This is a genomic window from Amycolatopsis sp. cmx-11-12 (genome assembly GCF_046269425.1).
Lineage (GTDB): Bacteria > Actinomycetota > Actinomycetes > Mycobacteriales > Pseudonocardiaceae > Amycolatopsis.
This window is the reverse complement of record NZ_JADNQM010000057.1, coordinates 16732-36970: the sequence shown is the minus strand read 5'-3', so window position 1 is coordinate 36970 and position 20239 is coordinate 16732. Positions and strand designations below refer to the sequence as shown.

Here is a 20239-nt window from a genome sequence, read left to right as displayed (position 1 = left end):
CGGAACCGCAGCTGTCCCCGCGCCGTGAAGAAAACCCAAAGCCGCTACAAGAAGAAAACCGGCCCAGCCAGCACCCGCTACGACACGCCACCAGTCGTCACAATCCGTGCCCGAAGTGGACTGGAACAGCCTCCAGCACCCTCGCTTACCTGCGGAAATGCTAAGTAAGTGGCATTGCCCTTGGGACGGGCGGGGGGTGGGGATGCGCGGGTCAGCCTTGGCGCAGGGTGGTGACCATGGCTTCGACGGCGATCCGGGGTTTCACGTTCAGGTCGATGGCCTCGCGGCATTCCAGTACGGCTTCGAGGCGGCGCAGGATCGAGTCCGGCGCCCAGGCGGAGGCGGCCTGCGAGATTTCCGACGCGTGGTCGGGGTGGTTCAGCGTCGCGTTCGCGCCGCTCGCGGTCACGAGGACGTCCCGGTAGAACGCGGCGAGGTCCACCAGCGCGAGATCGAGGGTGTCCCGCTGGGTCCGGGTCGCACGTGACTTCTGGCGCTTCTCGAGTTGCTTCACCGCGGCTTCGGCGGCTCGTTTCGCCCCGGCGACGCCCTTTCCGATGCCGTCACCACCCATCGCGGTGCGGATTTCGGTGCGTTCGGCCTCGTCGCGGACCTTGCTCTCCTCGCCCGCGTCGGCCTCGGCCGCACTGATCAGCTGATCGGCGCAAGTGAACACATCGGACGGACGCCGCAGGCCGAGCGGGATCCGCAGCACCGTCGCCCGCCGCTGCCGGGCCGCCTCATCGGTGGCGAGCCGCCGCGCACGGCCCACGTGTCCACTCGAGACCGACGCGGCCCACCGCGCGCGTTCGGGATCGATGCCGTCCCGTTCCACGAGCACCTGCGCGATCGCTTCGGCGGGCGGAGTCCGCAGGGTGACCAGACGGCACCGCGAGCGGATCGTCACCGACACGTCGTCCGGGTGATCGGACGGCGCGCACAGCAGGAACACCGTGCGGTCCGGCGGCTCCTCGACGGCCTTCAGCAACGCGTTCGACGCGCCTTCGGTCAACCTGTCGGCGTCCTCGATGACCACCACCTGCCACCGCCCGGTGGTCGGGCGGCGAGCGGCGGCCTGCACCAGCGCACGCATTTCGGCGACAGAGATCGAAAGGCCTTCAGGCGCGACGAGTTTGACGTCGGCGTGCGTGCCGGCGAGCACGGTGCGACAGCCGGGGCATTCCCCGCAACCGAGGCCGGTACTGCACTGCAACGCCGCCGCGAACACCCTCGCGGCGGTCGAACGGCCCGAACCCGGCGGACCGGTCACCAGCCACGCGTGGGTCATCGCCCCCGGTGCGACAGGCTGGTTCTCGATGATCCGCGCGGCCGCCGTCGACGCCGAAGAAAGGATGCGCGCGGCGGGCTCCTGGCCGACGAGCTGCTTCCAGACACCGATCAGCACAGGGGCTTCCGTCATCTCGCCTCGATCTTTTCCTCCGCCGGAGCGAGCCCGGCGAGCCGTCCGACGAGCACCGCGCGGACCGCGGTCCGCACCCGGTCGCTCACTTCGTCCTCGGTACCGTCCGCGTCGACCACCACGTACCGGTCCGGGTCGGCGGCGGCCATCTCCGTGAGCAGATGCTGCACCCGCCACTGCGCGTCCAGCGACTCCGACTTCCGCATCACCGTGCCGGGATCGGCGTCCAGCAGGACGGTGATGTCCGGCCGCAGCCGGTTGGTCGCCCAGTCGGCGAGCCCTTCGAGTTCCTGACTGTCCAGCCCGGCGACCGCCGACAGATGCGCCAGCGGCGAGTCCACGAACCGTTCCATCACCACGACGGAACCGGCGTCGAGCGCGGGCTGGATGTCCCGTTCCACGATGTCCGCCCGCACCGCGGCGGCGGCGAGCGCCTGCGCCCGCGCACCGGTCAGCGAAGCGCCCGAGAGCAGCTTCGCGAGCCGCTGGTCGTCCAGGGCCGGGTCGGCGGCCAGTACGACGGGACGCGTCCCCGCGCGCAGCCATTCGGCCAGCCGCGCGGCCTGGGTCTCGGTGTTGATGGCGCGCGTGCCTTCGAGCGCGATCAGCAGCCCGTTGACGCGGCGCGGGCTCCGGCGCAAGGCGTTGCGGAGATCGGCGAGGATCGGCTCGGCACGCCTGTCGTCCATCTGCCGGTAGGCGACGATGCCGGCGATCAGCGCCAGGACACCGCCGCCGATCATCACCGGCCGGGTGCCGTCGATCGTGATCGTGCCGCCCCACAAGTCGACCTCGGTCGTCTGGACCGCGCTGATCAGCACCGGCACCAGGATCGTCGAGCCGAACAGCACGATCTTCATCAGCGACTGGTAGATCGCGTTGATCCGGCCGCGGATGGAGTCCTCGATCCGCGAACCGATGATGGTGACACCGGTCAGGAACGCCGTCCCGGCCCACACCCCGACGGCGGCGACCGCGACCAGCGAAACGGCGAGGTGCGGCGACAGTGCGACGACGATGAGACACAGGCCGGCGGCGACGATCGAGATCCCGAACAGCCGGTCGTGCGCGAGCCGCCGGGCGAGCTTCGGCGCCACGGCCATCCCGGTGGCGAGCCCGAGGAAGACGGCGAGAACGAGGAGGTTGAACGCCGCGTCACCGGCGAGCAGGCTGGACGAATACGGCTTGGCCGAACCGATCACCGCGCCACCGGCGGCGAACGCACCGAACGCGCCGATCATCAACCCGCGCACCAACGGCGTCGTCCGCACGAACCGGGCGCCGTCGGAGATCATCTGGCGGAAGCCGAACTTCTCCTCGTCGGCTGCCTTGACCTTGGGTTTTTCGACCGCGTGGACGTTGCGCAGCGAAAGCTCGGGGATCCGGGTGGCGATCACGATCGCGCTGGTCAGGTACAGCAGGCCAGTGATGACGACGGCGATCTTCGCGATGCCGAGCTGAGCGTCGCCCTGGAAGAAGTGGAACGTGGTGTTGCTACCGGTGAGCACGGCGTTCGCCCCGGCCGCGGTGATCACCGCGAGGCCGTAGGTCATCACCATGCCGAGCTGGTTGGCCGTCTCGACCTGGTCCGGGCGGCGCAGCAGGTTCGGCACCGCCGCGTCCTTCGACGGGATCCACATCATCGCGCAGCAGCCGACCAGGAAGTTCCCGACGAACACCCACCACGGCGTGCCGACGAACGCGATCGACAGCAGGAACCCGCACCGGCCGAGGTCGCAGAGCACCATCACCTTGCGCCGGTCGAACCGGTCGGCGAGGAGCCCGCCGAGCGGGGCGAACAGCAGGCCCGGCAGCAGCGACGTCAGCACGACCCCGACGAACGCGAAGTTCTGCGCGGCGTAGCTGTCGGTCAGCTTGGTGACCAGACCGGTCAGCGTGAGCAGGTTCAGCCAGTCCGCGACACTGCACAGATAGCTGACACCCCAGAGCCGGCGGAACGGCTTGATCGCCAGCACCCGCCGCGCGCGGTGGATGGTGGAGGCGTCACGGCCCGAAGATCCACCCGTGCCCGCTTCGGGCACCGACTGCACGCCCTCGCTGATACGCCCACCCCACTAGTCACGCGGCGCCGAGCGACCCGGGTGTGCGCCGAGTCCCCCGACCGTATGGCCAGGGTATCCCGATGGGTGACGTGGGGACGGACGGCCCCGTCCGGCGCTACCGCCGGACGGGTTACCCGAAGATCCCCGCGATGCTGTTGAACAGGCTGGCCAGCAGCTGAATGGCGAGGACCGCGAACACGATCATGAGCGCGATCGCGATCATCACACCGGCGGTGTTCGACGACGGCTTGCCGAGCCTCGGAAGCTGCATCGAACGCTTGGCACGCCGTACTTCGACCTCGTCCTCTTCGTCGACCTCGACCGGCTCTTCCTGCTTCAACCGGCGAGGCTGACGAAGCAACTGCGGCGGCCTCGACGGCCACGTGCGCTGCTGGGGCAGGATCCCGATCGGCGTAGCGCCTTGCTCACCGACCGTGCTGACGATCCCCACGGGCGGCAGAAGGACGGACTGCTCACCGCCCGGTGTCCTGGCCGGTTGTTCGTCCGCCATCATCGCCGCGTTGACCATCCGGCTCACGACTTCGGGGTCGTGCTGGACCGGCCCGGGAATGGGCAGGTGGTTCTCCCCGGCCGCGGCCGGGGAGTCCGACGGCGGCGCCGTACTGGTCGTGACCAGCCCGGACATCGGGTCGGTGAATGTGTCGCCGGGAGGATCTGCCTGAGTGCCGTCGCCTTTCACGAATTCGGGGGCATCGAAGAAGGGGGCTTCGCCCTTCCCGTTCATGGTGACCACCTCACTAGGGAATGTCCTCTGCTTCCAGGGTAACCACCTCGGCCCGGCGCACATCCGCCCAATGGGCCAGATAAATGTCACGCGCGGCAAGGCTGATCTTCACATCCTCCAGCAAAGGCTCGAAGAAAGAACGCCGGTACCGGGCATCTGTCGCGGTTGATGCGGCGAAGTACAAACCGGAGAAAACCGCAAGGAAAAGCGAGACATTGATGAGCGCGGAACTCACCGGAAGGGGGACACCCAGCAGTGTTCCGGGCGCCGATTCACGGCCGGCGAACTCCGTCACCACCTCCGGCCGGAGGATCAGCACCCCGAACACGATGAAGAAGGCGAACACCAGTACTCCGAACGCCACGATCTGCACCGCCTGGGCGAAGAACAGCACCAGACCGATGTTGAGCCGCTCGGTTCTCGCCAGCGCACGCCGTCCGGGCAGCGGAGTGTCGTCGTCGAACGGGGTGCCGCGCAGGACGGCCGCCCCGGGTTCCAGTGTCCAGGACTTCAGCTCCTTCATCTCGTCGGACAGCATCGACGCCAGGAACACCGCCCCGATCACCACGAGGAAGCCGACCACCAGCCACAACCGCCCCGGGCTCAGGCGTTCCACGGCCTGCCACAGCTCGGCGGTGAAGAAGCTGAACATCACCACCAGCAGGAGCAGCGGCAACGCCCGCGACGCCAGCGTGCCGATGGCCCTGATCTGCGCGACCGCGCTCCGCGCCGCCCAGGTCAGGATCGAGCCGACCCCGATCCGCACCAGCAGCATCAGCACGGCCAGCGCCGCCAGGTTGGTGAGCACGGCGAGCCACAGCGGGTCGTCCCACGGCACCAGTCCGGTGAGCCGCTCGCCGAGCGGCAGCACCAGCACCCAGAAGCCGATCGTCACGACCATGACGGCCAGCCGGACCCGGGTGCGGTGCAGCGCCCGGAGCAACTTCGCCATCAGACGACCGGCGACCACCGGCACCACGACCACGGCGAACGTCAGCGCCAGCACGCCGAGGACGTAGGCGAGGCCGCTGTCGCGCATCCTGGCTTCGAGCACGTACTCGGGGACGTCGAGCAGCTTCAGCAGCCCGGCCAGCAGCAGGTCGAGCAGGCATAGGAAGACCAGCCCCGGCGTCGACCGGCGCAACATGCCCGCGCCGCGTCTTCGCCGGTGGATGACCATCGGCAGCCCTCGCCGCCGGAACCACGCGTCCGCCGCGCGCCGGTCCAGGTCCATCTGCCCGCCCTCCCCCTCATCGCATGAAGCGGCTACGTCCGGCTCAAGTCCACCGCCTCGTGCAGCCAGCCCGCCAATGCCAGGCGGTCCATTCCACCGAACATCAGCCACCCTTCGGAAGGGGCGGCGTACAACACGAACCTCCCCAGGTCGTTGTCGACGATCACGAATCCGTAGTCCGGGTACTCGGCGTTGAGCCCGCCGAAGGCGACCAGATCGAGGATCGCCGTCCCGGTCCGAGGCCTGGTCAGCATGTCGCCGACCAGGCCCACCTCTTCGTCCTGACCGGGCAGTGGCACGCCGTGCTCGTCGATCCGGATGCGCATCGGCGCCACTTCACCCGCGGGAACATGCGGGAGTCCGCCGAACACGCGGGCGCCCAGTTCGCCGAAGTCGCTCAGGCTGAACGTGGTCCGCCGCCCCGACCGCATCCGCCAGACGACCGCCTGGTGCCCGTCGCCGTAGCAATCGACCCGCACCGCGCGGGGCGCGGACGCGAAGACACCGGTGAGGACGCCTCGCACCGAACCCCGCAGCATCACGCCGTGCATCTGGAGCGCGGCGGGATGGATCTCGCCGTTCTCCATCAGCCCGGCCTCTTCGAGCATCGCCGCCTTGGCCGCGTACCGCTCGGCCTGGGTGACGAGATCCGCCGGCTCGTCGTAGGACGGGCACAGGCGGCGGATCTCGTCGTCGGTGATCTCCGGGTCGTACCCCAGGTACACGCTCCGGCGCTCGGGCACCGCGCGCAGCACCGGCTCGGCGCCGCGCTTCATCAGTTCCTTCACCGTCGTCGGCTCACGCATGGTTCTGCACCGCCTTCACGATCCACTGTTCGGCCATCGACCGGCTGGCCGGACCCCAGGTGAGCGTCCAGCTGCCGTCGGTGTCCATCGCCGCGCTGAACTGGTACCGGCCGAGGTCGTTGTCCACCAGGCCGAACGCGCCGTGCGGATACTCGGCGAGGATCGAGTTCCGCACCGCGAGATCGACCAGGACGGTGCCGTGACGCGGCCGCGAAGCGCCCTCACGGATCACCTCGACGGCCTCCCGGGCCCCGAGCGGGATCAGTCCGCCCGCGTCCGTCCGGATGCGCACGGTCTCGCCGGGGCCCGTCGGGTGGTCGGGCAGCCCGTCGAACACCCAGCCCGGCAGCGCGCTGAGGAAACCGGACCGCAGCCGCGCTCGCTTGCCGAGTTTGTTCAGCACCGTGGTGTAGTCCTCGTCGCCGAAGAACCGGACCTCCCACGGCTCCGGGCGTGCCGGGAACACGCCGGTCACCACACCGCGGATGAACCCGCCACGCAGTGCGCGGTAAAGCCCGACGGCCTCGGGCGTGACCTCACCCCCGGGGGCGAGTCCGATCGCCGTCATCCCGCTGACGAACCGGGTGTACTGCTCCACCTCCTCGGCAAGGGTGAGCCCTGGAGTCGGCTCCTCGTCGGCCAGCACGGGTGGCACGGCGAGTTCCGGATCGTAGAACTCCATCACCGAGGGACGCTCCGGAACCTCGGCGGCCAGCGGGGCGATGACCTCGTCGATGACGTCGAAGACAGCGGTCGTTGAAGTGCTCACATGACCATTGAACACCCTGGTACCGACAATTTTTAGAACTTTTGTTCGAACGGGTGAGGTCGGTCGGCGAGCGGTCGGTGAGCGGTATCCGGTCGGCGGATTTGCTCGGTTTTGCTCATGCAAGCAAAAGCGAGGACGTTCACCGAGAGTGCCCGGCGCGCACAGATCGTGGCCGCGGCCATCGAGACGATCGCGGGTCTCGGCTACGCCCGCGCGTCGTTCGCTCAGATCGCGAAGGAGGCGAAGTTGTCGAGCACCGGGCTGATCTCGTACCACTTCGCGAACAAGGAGGAACTGGTCCGCACGGTCCTCGAAGACGTCTTCGCCGCCGCGCAGCCGACCCGGATGCGGGCTCTGCTGAACATCTTCCTCGGCGGCGCGCTCGAACGCATCCTCCGCTGGGGCCAGGAGAGCGGCGAGTTCCGCGAGTTCGACGTCCGGGTGATGGCGACGACCATCCGGCGGTCGGTGGAGGGCCCGGTCTTCCTCCTCGCCGGGGCGCCGGAAACGGACCTCACCGCCTACGCGGAGGAACTGGTGACCCTGTTCGACCTCGCGGCCCGGGGCGGACATGACTGCCGCGATCCGCCAGTCGGGCATGGTGCTGCTCGAATCGTGGTGTCCGTCGCGGGCTACTACGCGTTGCGGGGCCTCGGCATGGACGTCCTGCCCGCGCTCGCCCTCGGCGCGCTGCCGACCGTGCTTTTCTTGCTGTACCCGGCGATCCTGCTGCGCAAGATCGACACCTTGGCGATCTTCGTGCTGATCATCTTCGCGGTCAGCGTCAGCGTCTCGTTCATCACCGGCAGTCCCCGGTTCACCCTGGCCCGTTCGAAGCTCGCGAAGAGCCCCTGGGCGGAACCCCTGCGCGCCGCCGACTGGAACGACCTGTGGCCACGGCACCGGTGGTTCCGGCGCGCCTGGCGCGTCGCGACCGTCCTGTGGGGCGCAGGGCTTCTCGCCGACACCGCCGGGCGGTCCTCTCCGAGCAGATGATCGCGTACTGGACCGCCTTCATCCGCACGGGTGATCCGAACACGGCCGGTTCGCCGCGGTGGGACTCGTTCGCTCACGGAGGTCCGGTGCTCTCACTGGCACCGGACGCGGTTCGGCCCGTCGACCACGGCGCCGATCACCGGTGCGACTTCTGGGCGCACCTTCGGTCCTGATTGCAATGAAGGGGCCTTTCATAGCAAATTTTGCTATGAAAGGCCCCCTTCATTGCGCTTGAGACAGTGCGCTACTTCGTCTTCGTGGCCGTCGAGCGCGAAGCGGGCTTCTTGGCCGCAGTCGTCTTCGCCGCCGTCGACTTGGTCGCGGTGGTCTTCTTGGCCGCGGTCGTCTTGGCGGCCGCGGGCTTCCGCGCCGGAGCCTTGCGCTTGGGCGCGGGGCCCTTCGCGCGCTTCTCCGCCAGCAGTTCGGCACCGCGCTCGGCGGTCAGTTCCTCGATGCTGTCCGACTTCCGGAGCGTCGCGTTGTACTCGCCATCGGTCACGTACGGACCGAAGCGGCCGTCCTTGACCACCATCGGCTTCCCGGACACCGGGTCGTCGCCCAGTTCCTTGAGCGGCGGCTTCGCGGTCGCGGACCGGCCGCGCTGCTTCGGCTCCGAATAGATCTTCAGCGCCTCTTCGAGCGTGACCGAGAACAGCTGGTCCTCGGTCGTGAGCGAACGCGAGTCCGTGCCCTTCTTCAGGTACGGCCCGTAGCGCCCGTTCTGCGCGGTGATCTCGTCGCCGGATTCCGGGTCCTTGCCGACCACGCGCGGCAGCGAGAGCAGCTTCAGCGCGTCTTCGAGGTTCATCGTCTCGATCGACATGGACTTGAACAACGAACCCGTACGCGGCTTCGGCTGCTTCGCCTTCGCGGCCTTCTTCTGCGCGGCTGTCGCGCCTTCGGGCAGCGGCTCGGGCTCAGGCAGGAGCTCGGTGACGTACGGGCCGAAGCGGCCTTCCTTCGCCACGATCTCGTGCCCGCTGACCGGGTCCTTGCCGAGTACGCGGCCTTCCTGCGGCGTCGCGAACAGCTTCTCGGCGAGTTCCAGGGTCAGCTCGTCCGGCGGCAGGTCCTCGGGCAGGTTCGCCCGCTGCGACGTGCCGTCGACCTCGCGCTCGAGGTACGGGCCGTAGCGGCCGACGCGCACGACGACGGTGTGGCCGTCGGGATCGCTGAACAGCGGGATCGAGTTGATCTCGCGGGCGTCGATGTCCTCGACGCCGGAGCCGACCAATTTTTTCAAACCACCCAGCCGGCCGACGGAACCGTCGACGCCCATGTCGCCGCCGAAGTAGAACTTCGACAGCCACTGCGTGCGGTGCTCGTCACCGGCGGCGATGCGGTCGAGTTCGTCCTCCATGCCGGCGGTGAAGTCGTAGTCGACCAGCCGCTCGAAATGCCGCTCCATCAGGCCGATCACGGCGAACGCGACCCAGGAGGGCACCAGTGCGGAACCCTTCTTCCACACGTAGCCGCGGTCCTGGATGGTCTTGATGATCGACGCGTACGTCGACGGGCGGCCGATGCCCAGCTCTTCCATCTTGCTGACCAGGCTCGGCTCCGAGTAACGCGCCGGCGGCGACGTGGTGTGCCCGTCCGGGCTCAGGTCGGTCGCGGTCAGCGCCTGGTCCTTGACCAGCTGCGGCAGCCGGCTCTGCTTGTCGTCCGCCTCGCCACCGCTCTCGGTGTCGACAGCCTCGACGTACGCCTTGAGGAACCCGGCGAAGGTGATCGTGCGGCCCGAAGAGGCGAAGGTGCACTCCTCGCCGCTGGTGGCGGTACCGACGATGCGCACCGACATCGTGGTGCCCTTCGCGTCCGCCATCTGCGACGCGATCGTGCGCTGCCAGATCATCTCGTAGAGGCGGTACTCGTCGGTGTCCAGATCCTTCGCGACCTGGCCCGGCGTGCGGAAAACCTCGCCGGAGGGACGGATCGCCTCGTGGGCTTCCTGCGCGTTCTTCACCTTGCGGGTGTACTGGCGCGGCGACGGCGAGACGTACTCCTTGCCGTACAGCTGGGTCGCCTGGCTGCGTGCCGCCGAGATCGCCGACTCCGACAGCGTCGTGGAGTCGGTACGCATATAAGTGATGTAACCGTTTTCGTACAGCTTCTGCGCGATCCGCATGGTGCGCTCGGAGGTGAACCGCAGCTTGCGGCCCGCTTCCTGCTGCAGGGTCGAGGTCATAAAGGGCGCGTACGGCTTCCGCGTGTACGGCTTCTCTTCGACGCTCGCGACCTTGAAGTCACGGTTCTTCAGCGCCTCGGCCAGCCGGACCGCGTCGGCCTCGGCCAGCACGCGGATCTCGTTGTTCGAGGCCTTGAGCTGCCCGTCCGAGCCGAAGTCACGGCCGGTGGCCAGACGCGCGCCGTCGACGGCGATCATCCGGGCCGGGAAGTTCCGCGGCGAAGCCTCGGCACCCGCGTCCATCGTCGCCGAGATGTCCCAGTACGACGCCGAGGTGAAGCGCATGCGCTCCCGCTCCCGCTCGACCACGATCCGGGTCGCCACGGACTGCACGCGGCCGGCCGAAAGCTTCGGCATGACCTTCTTCCACAGCACGGGCGAGACCTCGTAGCCGTAGAGCCGGTCGAGGATGCGGCGGGTCTCCTGCGCGTCGACCAGGTCGCCGTCGAGCTCACGGGTGCTGTCGGCCGCGGCGCGGATCGCCTGCTCGGTGACCTCGTGGAAGACCATCCGGCGGACCGGGACCTTCGGCTTGAGGGTCTCCAGCAGATGCCACGCGATGGCCTCGCCCTCGCGGTCGGGGTCCGTCGCGAGGTAGAGCTCGTCGACGTCCTTCAGCAGGCTCTTCAGCTCGGTGACCTTGGACTTCTTGTCCGGCGTGACGACGTACAGCGCCTTGAAGTCGTTGTCGACGTCGACACCCAGCCGTGCCCACGACTCGCCCTTGTACTGGGCGGGCACGTCGGCCGCGCCACGGGGAAGGTCACGAATGTGTCCGACGGACGACTCCACGACGTAGTTGGCGCCGAGGTACGGGGCGATCTTGCGGGCCTTGGTCGGCGACTCGACGATCACCAGCCGACGACGGCCCGCGCCGTCGTCCGACGCCGCGGTCTTCTTCGTCCGTGCTCCTGCCACGCTGTCCTGCTCTCCGCTCATCTTCGGCGCCTTCGCGCCGCCTCTCGACCCGTCAGTGTGCACGCTCGCACCGCCCGGACCACGTCTAGGTGGTGCAACACGCCGCCGATCGTGTGTCCAGCGCATCGCCGCTGACCTCGCCGATGTTTCCTTTCAAGACCTAGCACGTGATGTCGGACACGTCCGCCCGGGGTACCGCGTGACGGGGTGAACACCCTCCGTTCGACGGTGGTGACACCGTGGCCGTCAACGCTTCACTTGATACCCACGCCGACCCGAAAGGACTCCACGTGACCCGACGACTCCTCGGCACCCTCTTCGCCATGCTGACCGCATCCGCCCTCGTCGGAACCGCCCCGGCGGAAGCGGCCACGACTACGTTCGCCGGAACCGTGGCGCTGTCGAACTGCTCCGGGTCGGTGGTCAAGCCGCCCGCGGCGAGCCTCGACGACCCCGCCCTCGTCCTTTCCAACGGCCATTGCCTCCAAGAAGGTTTCCCTGACCCTGGGGAAGTAATCGTCAATCAGCCTTCGTCACGGACCTTCAGCCTCCTGTCCAAGGACGGCCGTTCGTCGCTGGGCACGCTCAAGGCGAAGAAGCTGCTCTACGCGACGATGACCGACACGGACGTCTCGCTCTACCAGCTCAACACCAGCTACGCCAAGATCCAGGCGACCTACGGTATCGCCCCGCTGACGCTCTCGCCGACCCGTCCGTCGGCAGGCGTCGCGATGGACGTGGTGTCGGGATATTGGAAGAAGATCTACTCCTGCAACATCGACGGCTTCGTCCACGAGCTGCACGAGGCGGACTGGGTCTGGAAGGACTCGATCCGGTACACCTCGGCATGCAAGACGATCGGCGGGACCTCGGGGTCGCCGATCATCGAGACCTCGACCGGCAAGGTCGTCGGCGTCAACAACACCGGCAACGAAAGCGGTCAGCGGTGCACGATGAACAACCCGTGCGAGGTCGACGCGGCCGGGAAGGTGACCGTGCGGAAGGGCATCAACTACGGGGAGCAGACCTATCAGCTGACCTCCTGCCTTTCGCGTAGTGAGCTGGACCTGGCGAACCCGAACTGCAAGGCGCCGAAGCCCTGACCGATCGCCTCCACCGGTTGTTATGAACGGACCTTTCATAACAAATTTTGTTATGAAAGGTCCGTTCATAACACGCTTGGGGCTTCAACCAGCGCGTACGACGGGCACCAGGCTCGGCCAGGCGGGTTCCGCCCCGGCGGGCGCGTCCCCGATCAGCTCCAGCACGTGCGCCAGCCGCCGGCGGCCGGTGACCCGCAGCAACGACTCTTCACCCTTCAGTACTTTCGCCGGCACGCCGAGCTGGGCCAGCGCCGTGATCAGCCGCTCGTGCGTCTCCGGCGCCTCCGGATCGAGCGCGAGCAGGTAACCGTTGCCCTGGGGGCTGCCGCCTGCCAGCGCCCACATCCTCAGCATCGCCCCGTCGAGCCGGAACCCGTCCGGCAAGGCCTTCTCTTCACCTCGGCTCCATCGCCGCTCCAGCGGCAGCAGATCGACCCGGAACGGCGTTCTCACGAGCGGCCGCCCGCATTCGGCGGCCGAAACCTGCGCCTCGGCACCACGCCGACGGCATTCACGGGCGAGGGCACGCGCCCGCCACGGCTCGTCGACCACGGCGGACAGCCGCGCGGCCGTCCGCCCGAAGCCCGTCATCCGCCCGGGCCCGCACAGCACACCGGCGAGGTCGGCGAGCCCCGGCCCGCTCGCCTCCGCCGAGAAGAGCGAGATCGTCCCGTCCACCCCGACACAATAGAACACAAGTTCGAGTCATGGCCAGTGATAGCGCGGTGACTCAGCGCGGTTGCTTGACCAATTCCTGGCAAATCTGGATCCGGCTGCTCGCCGAAGCGAGCTGAGGCACGTCGTTAAGGCCCCTGAGAAGGTCGAGACGGTCGAGTTCGTCGAGCGACGTCCTCGCGTCGCGAAGCGCCGTCTTCGTCGCTTCGGCGTCGGCTGAGGAGTCAAGGCGGTGGCGGACGTCGTCGGCGCGGACGCGGATGTCGTCGAGTTGGGCGACGGCGGCCGTTCGCGAGACGTCACCGCCCGCGACCGGAGACGGACCGAGGTTCTTGAGCGCGGCCGAGGTGCGGTTCAGTCCTTCGACCACCGAGACCATCAGCTCGCTGGAGGTCCGGGATGCCTGCTGGGGCGTGCTCGGGTCGACGCTGGGCAGCGTCGCCAGCGTCCGTACGAGTCCGCCGGCCGCGCCGCAGTATCCCTCCGCCCAAGCGGAGGTGGGGTCGGCCTGCGACGCGCTGACCGTCGCGAGGCCTTCTTGTCTGGCATGGGAAGTCACCGCGGGCTGCTGCCCGCACCCGGCGAGGCCGAGCCCGATACCTGTTGCTAGCGCGGCAAGGACGGTGAACCGCGGCCGCACGAAAACACCTCCCGACCTGACGACTTCCCAGCTGGCCCCCGACGGTACCGATACCGGGGGGCATTGCAAATCAACGTGGCGAAAAGAAGGTCAAGACGGCAGCTTCTTGCAGTTCGGCGCCTGCCCGGCCAGCGCCTTCATCGACGCGTTCGTTTCCAGCTGCTGGAACGGGTCGGGCATGTCGTTGATGTCCGACCCGATCTGCCGGAACGCGACCCCGGCCTCCACCGTGGCCGCTTTGTCGTCCTTCGGCGCGGCGTCCAGTTTGGTCTTCGCGGCGACGACCTTGTCGCGGATCGGCGTCAGCGCGTCGACGATGCTCTTGCGAGCGGCTTCGGCTTCCGCGCTCGGCGCCTGGCCGAGTCCGTTCAGTCCGGTCACGGCGTTGTCGAAACCCGGGGCGAACACACCGAAGGCCTCGTCCATCGCGTTCCGGGCGTTCGCGGGGTCGTCCTGTTCGAGTCGGGCATCCTGAATTCGCCGATCTTGGCGAAGTCGATCAGCGAACCGCAGAAGCCGTCCATCCACGAGCCTCCGGCCGCGGGGGCGGGAGAAGACGGCGCGGCGGCCGTCGGTTCGGTGCCACCGCAGCCAGCCAGCAGGAAAGCGGCGGCGAACAAGGCCAGCGAACGCCTCATGGCAAGGACTCCCTGGATCGGGATTCAGTGTGACGCGCAGAGATTAGCCTGCCCGGACAGCCGCCGGGCCCGCCACGGAAAAATCCGTGACGGGCCCGGCGGGCGGTACTTTCCGGCGTTACGCCTTCGCTTCCGCGGGAGTGTCGGAGAGAACCGACTCGCGGCGCTTGGAGACGACGATCGCGGCCACGATGATCGCGACGGCGACCAGCGAGATCCCGATCCGGACGCCGACGTTGGCGTCCGGGCCGATCGAGAACTGCACGACCGCCGGGGCGATCAGCACCGACACCAGGTTCATCACCTTGATCAGCGGGTTGATCGCCGGACCGGCGGTGTCCTTGAACGGGTCACCGACGGTGTCACCGATGATGGTGGCCTCGTGCGCGGCCGAACCCTTACCGCCGTGGCTTCCGTCCTCCACGAGCTTCTTCGCGTTGTCCCAGGCGCCACCGGAGTTGGCGAGGAAGATCGCCATCAGGGTGCCGGTCGCGATCGCACCGCCCAGGTAACCGGCGAGCGCGCCGGTGCCGAGACCGAAGCCGACCGCGATCGGGGCGAAGACCGCGAGCAGACCGGGAGTGGTCAGCTCACGCAGCGAGTCACGCGTGACGATGTCGACGACACGGCCGTACTCGGGACGGGTGGTGCCCTCCATGATCCCCGGGATGTCGCGGAACTGGCGGCGCACTTCGTAGACGACCGCGCCGGCGGCACGGGACACCGCGTTGACCGCGAGACCGGAGAACAGGAACACGACCGCCGCGCCGATGATCACACCGACGAGCGTCTCCGGACCGACGATGTTCGCGACGAACTCCTTGCCGTCGCCGATCGCCTTGGTGATCGCGTCCTGATAGGACCCGAACAGCGCCGTCGCCGCGAGGACCGCCGTGGCGATCGCGATGCCCTTGGTGATGGCCTTGGTGGTGTTGCCGACCGCGTCGAGCTCGGTGAGGATCTGCGCGGCGTCCTCGTCGACGTCGCCCGACATTTCGGCGATGCCCTGCGCGTTGTCCGAAATCGGGCCGAAGGTGTCCATGGCGACGATGACACCGACGGTGGTGAGCAGACCGGTACCGGCCAGCGCCACGGCGAACAGTGCGACGCCGCCGCCGACCAGGAAGGCTCCGAACACGGCCGCGCCGATGACGAGCGCGGTGTACACAGCGGATTCGAAACCGACCGAGATACCGGCCAGGATCACCGTCGCCGCACCGGTTTCCGATGACTTGCCGACCTCCTTGACCGGCTTGTACTCGGTGCCGGTGTAGTAGCCGGTGAGCTTGAGGATGACCGCGGCGAGCACGATGCCGATGATCACCGAGAGGGTCGCGATGACCGCCGGGTTGCCGGACTTACCGGCGAACGCCTCACCGAACTCGGAGAACGAACCGGGCAGGTAGACGAACGCCGCGATCGTCGAGAGCACCGCGGAGATCCCCGCGGAGATGTAGAACGAGCGGTTGATCGTGACCAGACCGCCTTCACCCGCCTTGGCCTTGGTGATGTAGACACCGATGACCGCGGTGATCACGCCGATGGCGGGGACGATGAGCGGGAAGATCAGGCCGTGCACGCCGAAGGCGGTGCTACCCAGGATCAGCGCCGCCACGAGCATGACCGCGTACGACTCGAAGAGGTCGGCCGCCATCCCGGCGCAGTCACCCACGTTGTCACCGACGTTGTCGGCGATGGTGGCCGCGTTGCGCGGGTCGTCCTCGGGGATGCCCTGCTCGACCTTGCCGACCAGGTCGGCGCCGACGTCGGCGGCCTTCGTGAAGATACCGCCGCCGACACGCATGAACATCGCGATCAGCGCGGCACCGAAACCGAAGCCCTCCAACACCTTCGGAGCCTGTCCGGTATAGACGAGGACGACCACGGCGGCACCGAAGAGGCCGAGACCGACGGTGATCATGCCGACGACGCCACCGGTGCGGAAGGCCAGGCGCATCGCCTTTTCGCGTCCGCCTGCCTCACGCGACGCGGCCGCGACGCGCAGGTTCGCCTGCGTCGCCAGCCACATGCCGAGGTAGCCGATCGCGAAGGAGAATCCCGCGCCGACCAGGAAGAAGATCGACCTGCCGATCTTCTCGTTCCAGTCTTCGGCCGGCAAAGCGAAGAGCAGCACGAACACGATTCCCCCGAAAATCACGAGGGTGTTGCGCTGCCGTTTCAGATAGGCAGCCGCACCTTCCTGCACTGCCTTCGCGATGTCCTGCATCTTGGTGGTGCCTTGGCCGGCGGCCAGCACCTCCTTGAGCAGAACGTAGCCGATGACCAGTGCGGCAAGGGCGACCACGGCGATTACACCGACGATGGTGTAACCACCTCCGGAGAGCGTGAGTTCGCCCTCCGCGAGGAACTGCCGGGACATTCGTCCTCCTGGAGACGTCGCCGTTGACCAACGACGATCCGCCGATGGAACCGTCGGCTCGTGCGTTGGCATGGGGATCTGAACCGAACGTCACGCTAGTCGCACTGCAAGGCACGTCTCACATGACGCTCGCCACAGACGGTGTGGATTGCGGGAGTGTATTGGTAGTGGGATGGAGGACGGCAAGGCGTCCCCGCCACCGCACGTTCCGTTACCTTGTGAGGCTGATCACTGTATCGATCATCCGCACCCCCTTTCGGCGGCCGGTCCGTCCGGCGGCGGCCGGTTTCTGTCGGGGTGCTGTGCGAAGCTTCCGAAGGTGGACGGCACGGCGGAATCCGGTAAGGGGCGGCGGCTTCTCGACCGCGCGACGGCGGGGATCCCGGCTTCGCTGTACCCGGTCACCCATGTGGCCGAACTGCCCGCACGTTCGGCGGATTCGGTGGACTGGCCGGAGTGGGCGGCGGCCCCGGTCGTCGAAGCGCTGACGGCGAGTGGCGTCAAGACGCCTTGGCGGCATCAGGCCGAAGCAGCGTCGCTGGTCCGCGATGGCAAGCACGTCGTGATCTCCACCGGCACCGCGTCGGGTAAGTCGCTCGCGTACCAGTTGCCCGTGCTGTCGGCGCTGGTCGAGGACGAGCGGGCCTCGGCGCTGTACCTGTCCCCGACCAAGGCGCTCGGCGCCGACCAGTTACGCGCCGTGTCCTCTTTGGACATCAAGAAAGCGCGTGCCGCCTCGTTCGACGGTGACACTCCGCTGGAGGAGCGGGACTGGGTCCGCGCGCACGCGAACTGGGTGTTCACGAACCCAGACATGCTGCACCGCGGGATCCTCTCGTCGCACGCGCGCTGGTCCCGGTTCTTCCGGCGGCTCTCGTTCGTCGTCGTCGACGAATGCCACAGCTATCGCGGCGTCTTCGGTTCCCATGTGGCGCTGCTGCTGCGCAGGCTGCGGCGGGTCGCGGCGTACTACGGCGCTTCGCCGGTCTTCGTTCTCGCGTCCGCGACGACGGCCGACCCAGCGGCGTTCGCCGCGAAACTGTCCGGGCAGGACTGTGTCCCGGTCACCGAGGACGGCTCGCCGCGGGGCGCCCGCACGGTCGCGTTGTGGGAACCCCCGCTGCTGTCGGAGATCTCCGGCGAGAACGGGGCACCGGTACGGCGCTCGGCGGGCGCGGAGGCTTCGCGGATCCTCGCCGAACTGGTCATCGAGGGCGCCCGCTCGCTGGCGTTCGTCCGGTCGCGTCGCGGCGCCGAACTGACGGCGCTCGGCGCCAGGCGAATTCTGTCCGAAGTGGACGGTTCGTTGGCGGAATCCGTTGCCGCGTATCGATCCGGGTATCTGCCCGAGGAGCGCCGCGCGCTCGAAGCGGCGTTGCTGTCCGGGCGGCTGCTCGGCGTGGCGACGACGAACGCGCTCGAACTCGGCGTCGACATCGCCGGGCTGGACGCGGTGGTGCTGGCCGGATATCCGGGCACGCTCGCGTCATTCTGGCAGCAGGCGGGCAGGGCCGGGCGCGCGGGCGACGCGGCGCTGGTCGTCTTCGTGGCCCGCGACGATCCGCTGGACACCTATCTCGTGCACCATCCGGCCGCGATCCTGGATCGCCCGGTGGAGGCCGCGGTTCTCGACCCGTCGAACCCGTATGTGCTGGCACCGCAGCTGGCCTGCGCCATCGCCGAACTCCCGCTGACCGAACCGGAGGTCGCGGCCTTCGGCGGCGACGCGGCGCGTGCCGTGCTCGCCGATCTGGTCGCGGAGAAGATCATCCGGCGCCGCACGAGCGGCTGGTACTGGACTTCACGCGACCGGCCGCACGCCGACGTCGGCATCCGCGGTTCCGGCGGTGAGCAGATCGCCGTGGTGGAGGCCGATTCCGGGCGGATGCTCGGCACGGTCGATCCGGGTTCCGCCTGCTACGCGGTGCATCCCGGCGCGGTGTACCTGCACCAGGGTTCGTCCTACGTGGTCGACGAACTGGATCTGGAGACCGGGCTCGCCATGGTGCACGCGGAGGATCCGGACTGGACGACGTCACCGCGTGAGATCGTCGACATCAGCGTGCTGCGCACCGAGGAGACCCGGGTGCACGGCGGGATCACGGTGAACCTCGGCGAGGTGTCGGTGAGTTCGCAAGTGGTCGGCTACTTGCGACGGCGCCTGTCGGGTGAGGTGCTGGACCAGACTCCACTGGACCTGCCGGAGCAGAGCCTGCACACCCGCGCCGTCTGGTACACGATCTCGGCGGAGCTGCTCAGCGTTTCCGATGGCCCTGGGGTTGCCGATGGCGAGGCGGGGACCGGGGGCCATCGGCCGGGGGCCGGGGTTCTGGAGCCGGTGGGGACCGGAGGCTCCAGGGTGGGGACCAAGGAACTTGGCGGGACACCGGGGACGGGCGCCGAGTTGGATCCGGCGCGCGTCCCCGGTGCCCTGCATGCCGCCGAGCACGCGGCGATCGGCCTGCTACCGCTGTTCGCTACTTGCGACCGCTGGGACATTGGCGGGGTGTCTACCGCGTGGCACGAGGACACCGGGGAGGCGACGGTGTTCGTGCACGATGGCCATCCCGGGGGTGCGGGATTCGCCGATCGCGGGTTTGCCGCAATTGTCCCTTGGCTGGCCGCAACGCGGGAGGCGATCGTTTCCTGCGAATGCCCGGCCGGCTGCCCGTCCTGCGTCCAGTCGCCGAAGTGCGGGAACGGCAACGATCCGCTGGACAAGGCGGGGGCAGTGGCCGTACTGGACACCGTGCTCGGGGCTTTGCGTCAGCACGGGTCTCAGTCAGGCCACTTGGTGGTTTGAAAGCGATGTGGCTGAAATTATGGGTTGATCAGGCGGCGGTGGTCAGGGTCGCCACGGGGGCGGCGGCCTTGTCACCGGTCAGCGCGCGAACGAGCACGTCGTGCACGTCGGCGGCCTCGGGCAGCTGCCAGCCCCAGACCTCGGGCTTGACCCGCCAGTGCACGACACCGTGCTGGAACGGCGACGGGGGCAGCGGGATGTAGTCGTTCGCGCCGTGCCACTCGATCGACGCGTGGTCGGCCAGCTCCCGCGGGATGCTCGCGGCGACAGTGGTGAGGAACAGCCAGCGGCCGTTCGGCATCGCGACGATCGGGGCCGGGTGACCGGTGGCGCGCAGCAGGCGGGCGGCCGCCTTGCCGAGCTCGTCGTCGACCTCGATGGCGTCCAGCACGGTGCCGGTGGCCACGAGGAGGCTGTGCGTGTCGTCGCCGAACCAGGTGGCGACCTCGTGCGGGTGGGTCTCGATCAGTTCACGCCAGTTGTCCTGCGCCGGGACGGGACGCCGCCAGGTGAGGTCGTCGGCGTCCGCGGTGATCGCGGCGGGCTCGGCACCCGGGAGCACCGGCCAGCCACGCCATGCGAGGCCGATCGCCTCCGCCCGCATCTCGATGCGGAAGGCGCCCCGCCAGCTGTCCGGCCAATTCGCGTCCAACATTCCTGTCCCTGCCTCAGGTCAACTCTGTCCTGTGTGTGGGCCACCCGGCGACCTTCTCGAAGTGGCGTACATCTCAATAAACGGCAAGTTGCACATCGGGAGAAGACCCCACGCGACAACCGGCGGTTACTTAGCGATGAACGTGCGGTAGCCCGACTCGACGGACCGAACGCCGCACGTCCGATTAACTGCCCTCGACGACCAGT

General features: G+C 68.4%; 17 protein-coding genes. 4 read left to right on the top strand and 13 right to left on the bottom strand.

Annotation, left to right across the window (positions count from 1 at the left end; all coding sequences use genetic code 11):
- Positions 1 to 211: 211 nt before the first annotated feature.
- The 6 genes from ACLARN_RS41540 to ACLARN_RS41515 all read right to left on the bottom strand — a co-directional run bounded on the left by ACLARN_RS41540 (position 212) and on the right by ACLARN_RS41515 (position 7052).
- Positions 212 to 1420, bottom strand: coding sequence for a DNA polymerase III subunit delta' (locus ACLARN_RS41540; RefSeq protein ID WP_409496978.1), 1209 nt, complete (start codon positions 1418 to 1420; stop codon positions 212 to 214).
- Positions 1417 to 3471 carry a bifunctional MFS transporter/dTMP kinase gene (locus tag ACLARN_RS41535; protein WP_409496977.1) on the bottom strand — a complete coding sequence of 685 codons (2055 nt, stop codon included), beginning with the start codon at positions 3469 to 3471 and terminating at the stop codon, positions 1417 to 1419. Before ACLARN_RS41535 ends, ACLARN_RS41540 begins: the two co-directional genes overlap by 4 nt.
- Positions 3472 to 3613: 142 nt before the next feature.
- A complete protein-coding gene (locus ACLARN_RS41530) occupies positions 3614 to 4228 on the bottom strand; it encodes a hypothetical protein (protein ID WP_409496976.1) in 615 nt (204 codons plus the stop codon).
- A gap of 13 nt (positions 4229 to 4241) precedes the next feature.
- Positions 4242 to 5462: a hypothetical protein gene (locus tag ACLARN_RS41525; protein ID WP_409496975.1), complete on the bottom strand. Its 1221-nt coding sequence runs from the start codon at positions 5460 to 5462 to the stop codon at positions 4242 to 4244.
- Between the two features lie 32 nt (positions 5463 to 5494).
- Entirely contained in the window at positions 5495 to 6268 is a 774-nt protein-coding gene (locus ACLARN_RS41520) for an ESX secretion-associated protein EspG (RefSeq protein ID WP_409496974.1), read from the bottom strand.
- A complete protein-coding gene (locus tag ACLARN_RS41515; RefSeq protein ID WP_409496973.1) occupies positions 6261 to 7052 on the bottom strand; it encodes an ESX secretion-associated protein EspG in 792 nt (263 codons plus the stop codon). Before ACLARN_RS41515 ends, ACLARN_RS41520 begins: the two co-directional genes overlap by 8 nt.
- Before the next feature lie 102 nt (positions 7053 to 7154).
- Between ACLARN_RS41515 and ACLARN_RS41510 the strand changes: the two genes are divergently transcribed.
- Both ACLARN_RS41510 and ACLARN_RS41505 read left to right on the top strand, forming a co-directional pair.
- Positions 7155 to 8033 carry a TetR family transcriptional regulator gene (locus tag ACLARN_RS41510; RefSeq protein ID WP_409496972.1) on the top strand — a complete coding sequence of 293 codons (879 nt, stop codon included), beginning with the start codon at positions 7155 to 7157 and terminating at the stop codon, positions 8031 to 8033.
- Positions 8030 to 8206 (top strand): carboxylesterase family protein, encoded by a 177-nt coding sequence (locus ACLARN_RS41505; RefSeq protein ID WP_409496971.1) that lies wholly within the window; start codon positions 8030 to 8032, stop codon positions 8204 to 8206. Before ACLARN_RS41510 ends, ACLARN_RS41505 begins: the two co-directional genes overlap by 4 nt.
- Positions 8207 to 8277: 71 nt before the next feature.
- On the opposite strand, the gene topA is transcribed toward ACLARN_RS41505, so the two are convergent.
- Positions 8278 to 11160, bottom strand: a complete 2883-nt coding sequence (gene topA, locus ACLARN_RS41500) for a type I DNA topoisomerase (RefSeq protein WP_409496970.1) — start codon at positions 11158 to 11160, stop codon at positions 8278 to 8280.
- A gap of 269 nt (positions 11161 to 11429) precedes the next feature.
- On the opposite strand from topA, the gene ACLARN_RS41495 reads away from it, so the two are divergent.
- The gene (locus ACLARN_RS41495; RefSeq protein ID WP_409496969.1) at positions 11430 to 12242 is read left to right on the top strand and encodes a serine protease; all 813 of its coding nucleotides are present in this window, start codon (positions 11430 to 11432) and stop codon (positions 12240 to 12242) included.
- Positions 12243 to 12326: 84 nt separating this feature from the next.
- On the opposite strand, the gene ACLARN_RS41490 is transcribed toward ACLARN_RS41495, so the two are convergent.
- The 5 genes from ACLARN_RS41490 to ACLARN_RS41470 all read right to left on the bottom strand — a co-directional run bounded on the left by ACLARN_RS41490 (position 12327) and on the right by ACLARN_RS41470 (position 16575).
- The gene (locus ACLARN_RS41490; protein WP_409496968.1) at positions 12327 to 12920 is read right to left on the bottom strand and encodes a hypothetical protein; all 594 of its coding nucleotides are present in this window, start codon (positions 12918 to 12920) and stop codon (positions 12327 to 12329) included.
- Positions 12921 to 12972: 52 nt separating this feature from the next.
- The gene (locus ACLARN_RS41485; RefSeq protein ID WP_409496967.1) at positions 12973 to 13557 is read right to left on the bottom strand and encodes a hypothetical protein; all 585 of its coding nucleotides are present in this window, start codon (positions 13555 to 13557) and stop codon (positions 12973 to 12975) included.
- Positions 13558 to 13647: 90 nt separating this feature from the next.
- A complete protein-coding gene (locus tag ACLARN_RS41480; RefSeq protein ID WP_409496966.1) occupies positions 13648 to 13983 on the bottom strand; it encodes a hypothetical protein in 336 nt (111 codons plus the stop codon).
- Positions 13935 to 14195: a hypothetical protein gene (locus ACLARN_RS41475; RefSeq protein ID WP_409496965.1), complete on the bottom strand. Its 261-nt coding sequence runs from the start codon at positions 14193 to 14195 to the stop codon at positions 13935 to 13937. The genes ACLARN_RS41480 and ACLARN_RS41475 overlap by 49 nt, the downstream gene beginning before the upstream one ends.
- 118 nt (positions 14196 to 14313) lie before the next feature.
- Positions 14314 to 16575: a sodium-translocating pyrophosphatase gene (locus ACLARN_RS41470; RefSeq protein WP_409496964.1), complete on the bottom strand. Its 2262-nt coding sequence runs from the start codon at positions 16573 to 16575 to the stop codon at positions 14314 to 14316.
- Positions 16576 to 16894: 319 nt separating this feature from the next.
- Between ACLARN_RS41470 and ACLARN_RS41465 the strand changes: the two genes are divergently transcribed.
- Positions 16895 to 19378 (top strand): DEAD/DEAH box helicase, encoded by a 2484-nt coding sequence (locus ACLARN_RS41465; protein WP_409496963.1) that lies wholly within the window; start codon positions 16895 to 16897, stop codon positions 19376 to 19378.
- A 28-nt stretch (positions 19379 to 19406) separates the two neighbouring features.
- Here the strand turns inward: ACLARN_RS41465 and ACLARN_RS41460 are convergent, their stop codons facing one another.
- Positions 19407 to 20033: a bifunctional DNA primase/polymerase gene (locus ACLARN_RS41460; RefSeq protein WP_409496962.1), complete on the bottom strand. Its 627-nt coding sequence runs from the start codon at positions 20031 to 20033 to the stop codon at positions 19407 to 19409.
- Positions 20034 to 20239: the final 206 nt, after the last annotated feature.

Excerpts from the sequence above, each read along its gene's own strand:
- ACLARN_RS41520 (WP_409496974.1), bottom strand. The coding sequence starts at position 6,268 with ATGCGTGAGCCGACGACGGTGAAGGAACTGATGAAGCGCGGCGCCGAG.
- ACLARN_RS41505 (WP_409496971.1), top strand. The coding sequence starts at position 8,030 with ATGATCGCGTACTGGACCGCCTTCATCCGCACGGGTGATCCGAACACG.
- ACLARN_RS41510 (WP_409496972.1), top strand. The coding sequence starts at position 7,155 with ATGCAAGCAAAAGCGAGGACGTTCACCGAGAGTGCCCGGCGCGCACAG.
- topA (WP_409496970.1), bottom strand. The coding sequence starts at position 11,160 with ATGAGCGGAGAGCAGGACAGCGTGGCAGGAGCACGGACGAAGAAGACC.
- ACLARN_RS41475 (WP_409496965.1), bottom strand. The coding sequence starts at position 14,195 with ATGAGGCGTTCGCTGGCCTTGTTCGCCGCCGCTTTCCTGCTGGCTGGC.
- ACLARN_RS41470 (WP_409496964.1), bottom strand. The coding sequence starts at position 16,575 with ATGTCCCGGCAGTTCCTCGCGGAGGGCGAACTCACGCTCTCCGGAGGT.
- ACLARN_RS41460 (WP_409496962.1), bottom strand. The coding sequence starts at position 20,033 with ATGTTGGACGCGAATTGGCCGGACAGCTGGCGGGGCGCCTTCCGCATC.
- ACLARN_RS41530 (WP_409496976.1), bottom strand. The coding sequence starts at position 4,228 with ATGAACGGGAAGGGCGAAGCCCCCTTCTTCGATGCCCCCGAATTCGTG.
- ACLARN_RS41480 (WP_409496966.1), bottom strand. The coding sequence starts at position 13,983 with ATGGACGAGGCCTTCGGTGTGTTCGCCCCGGGTTTCGACAACGCCGTG.
- ACLARN_RS41540 (WP_409496978.1), bottom strand. The coding sequence starts at position 1,420 with ATGACGGAAGCCCCTGTGCTGATCGGTGTCTGGAAGCAGCTCGTCGGC.
- ACLARN_RS41525 (WP_409496975.1), bottom strand. The coding sequence starts at position 5,462 with ATGGACCTGGACCGGCGCGCGGCGGACGCGTGGTTCCGGCGGCGAGGG.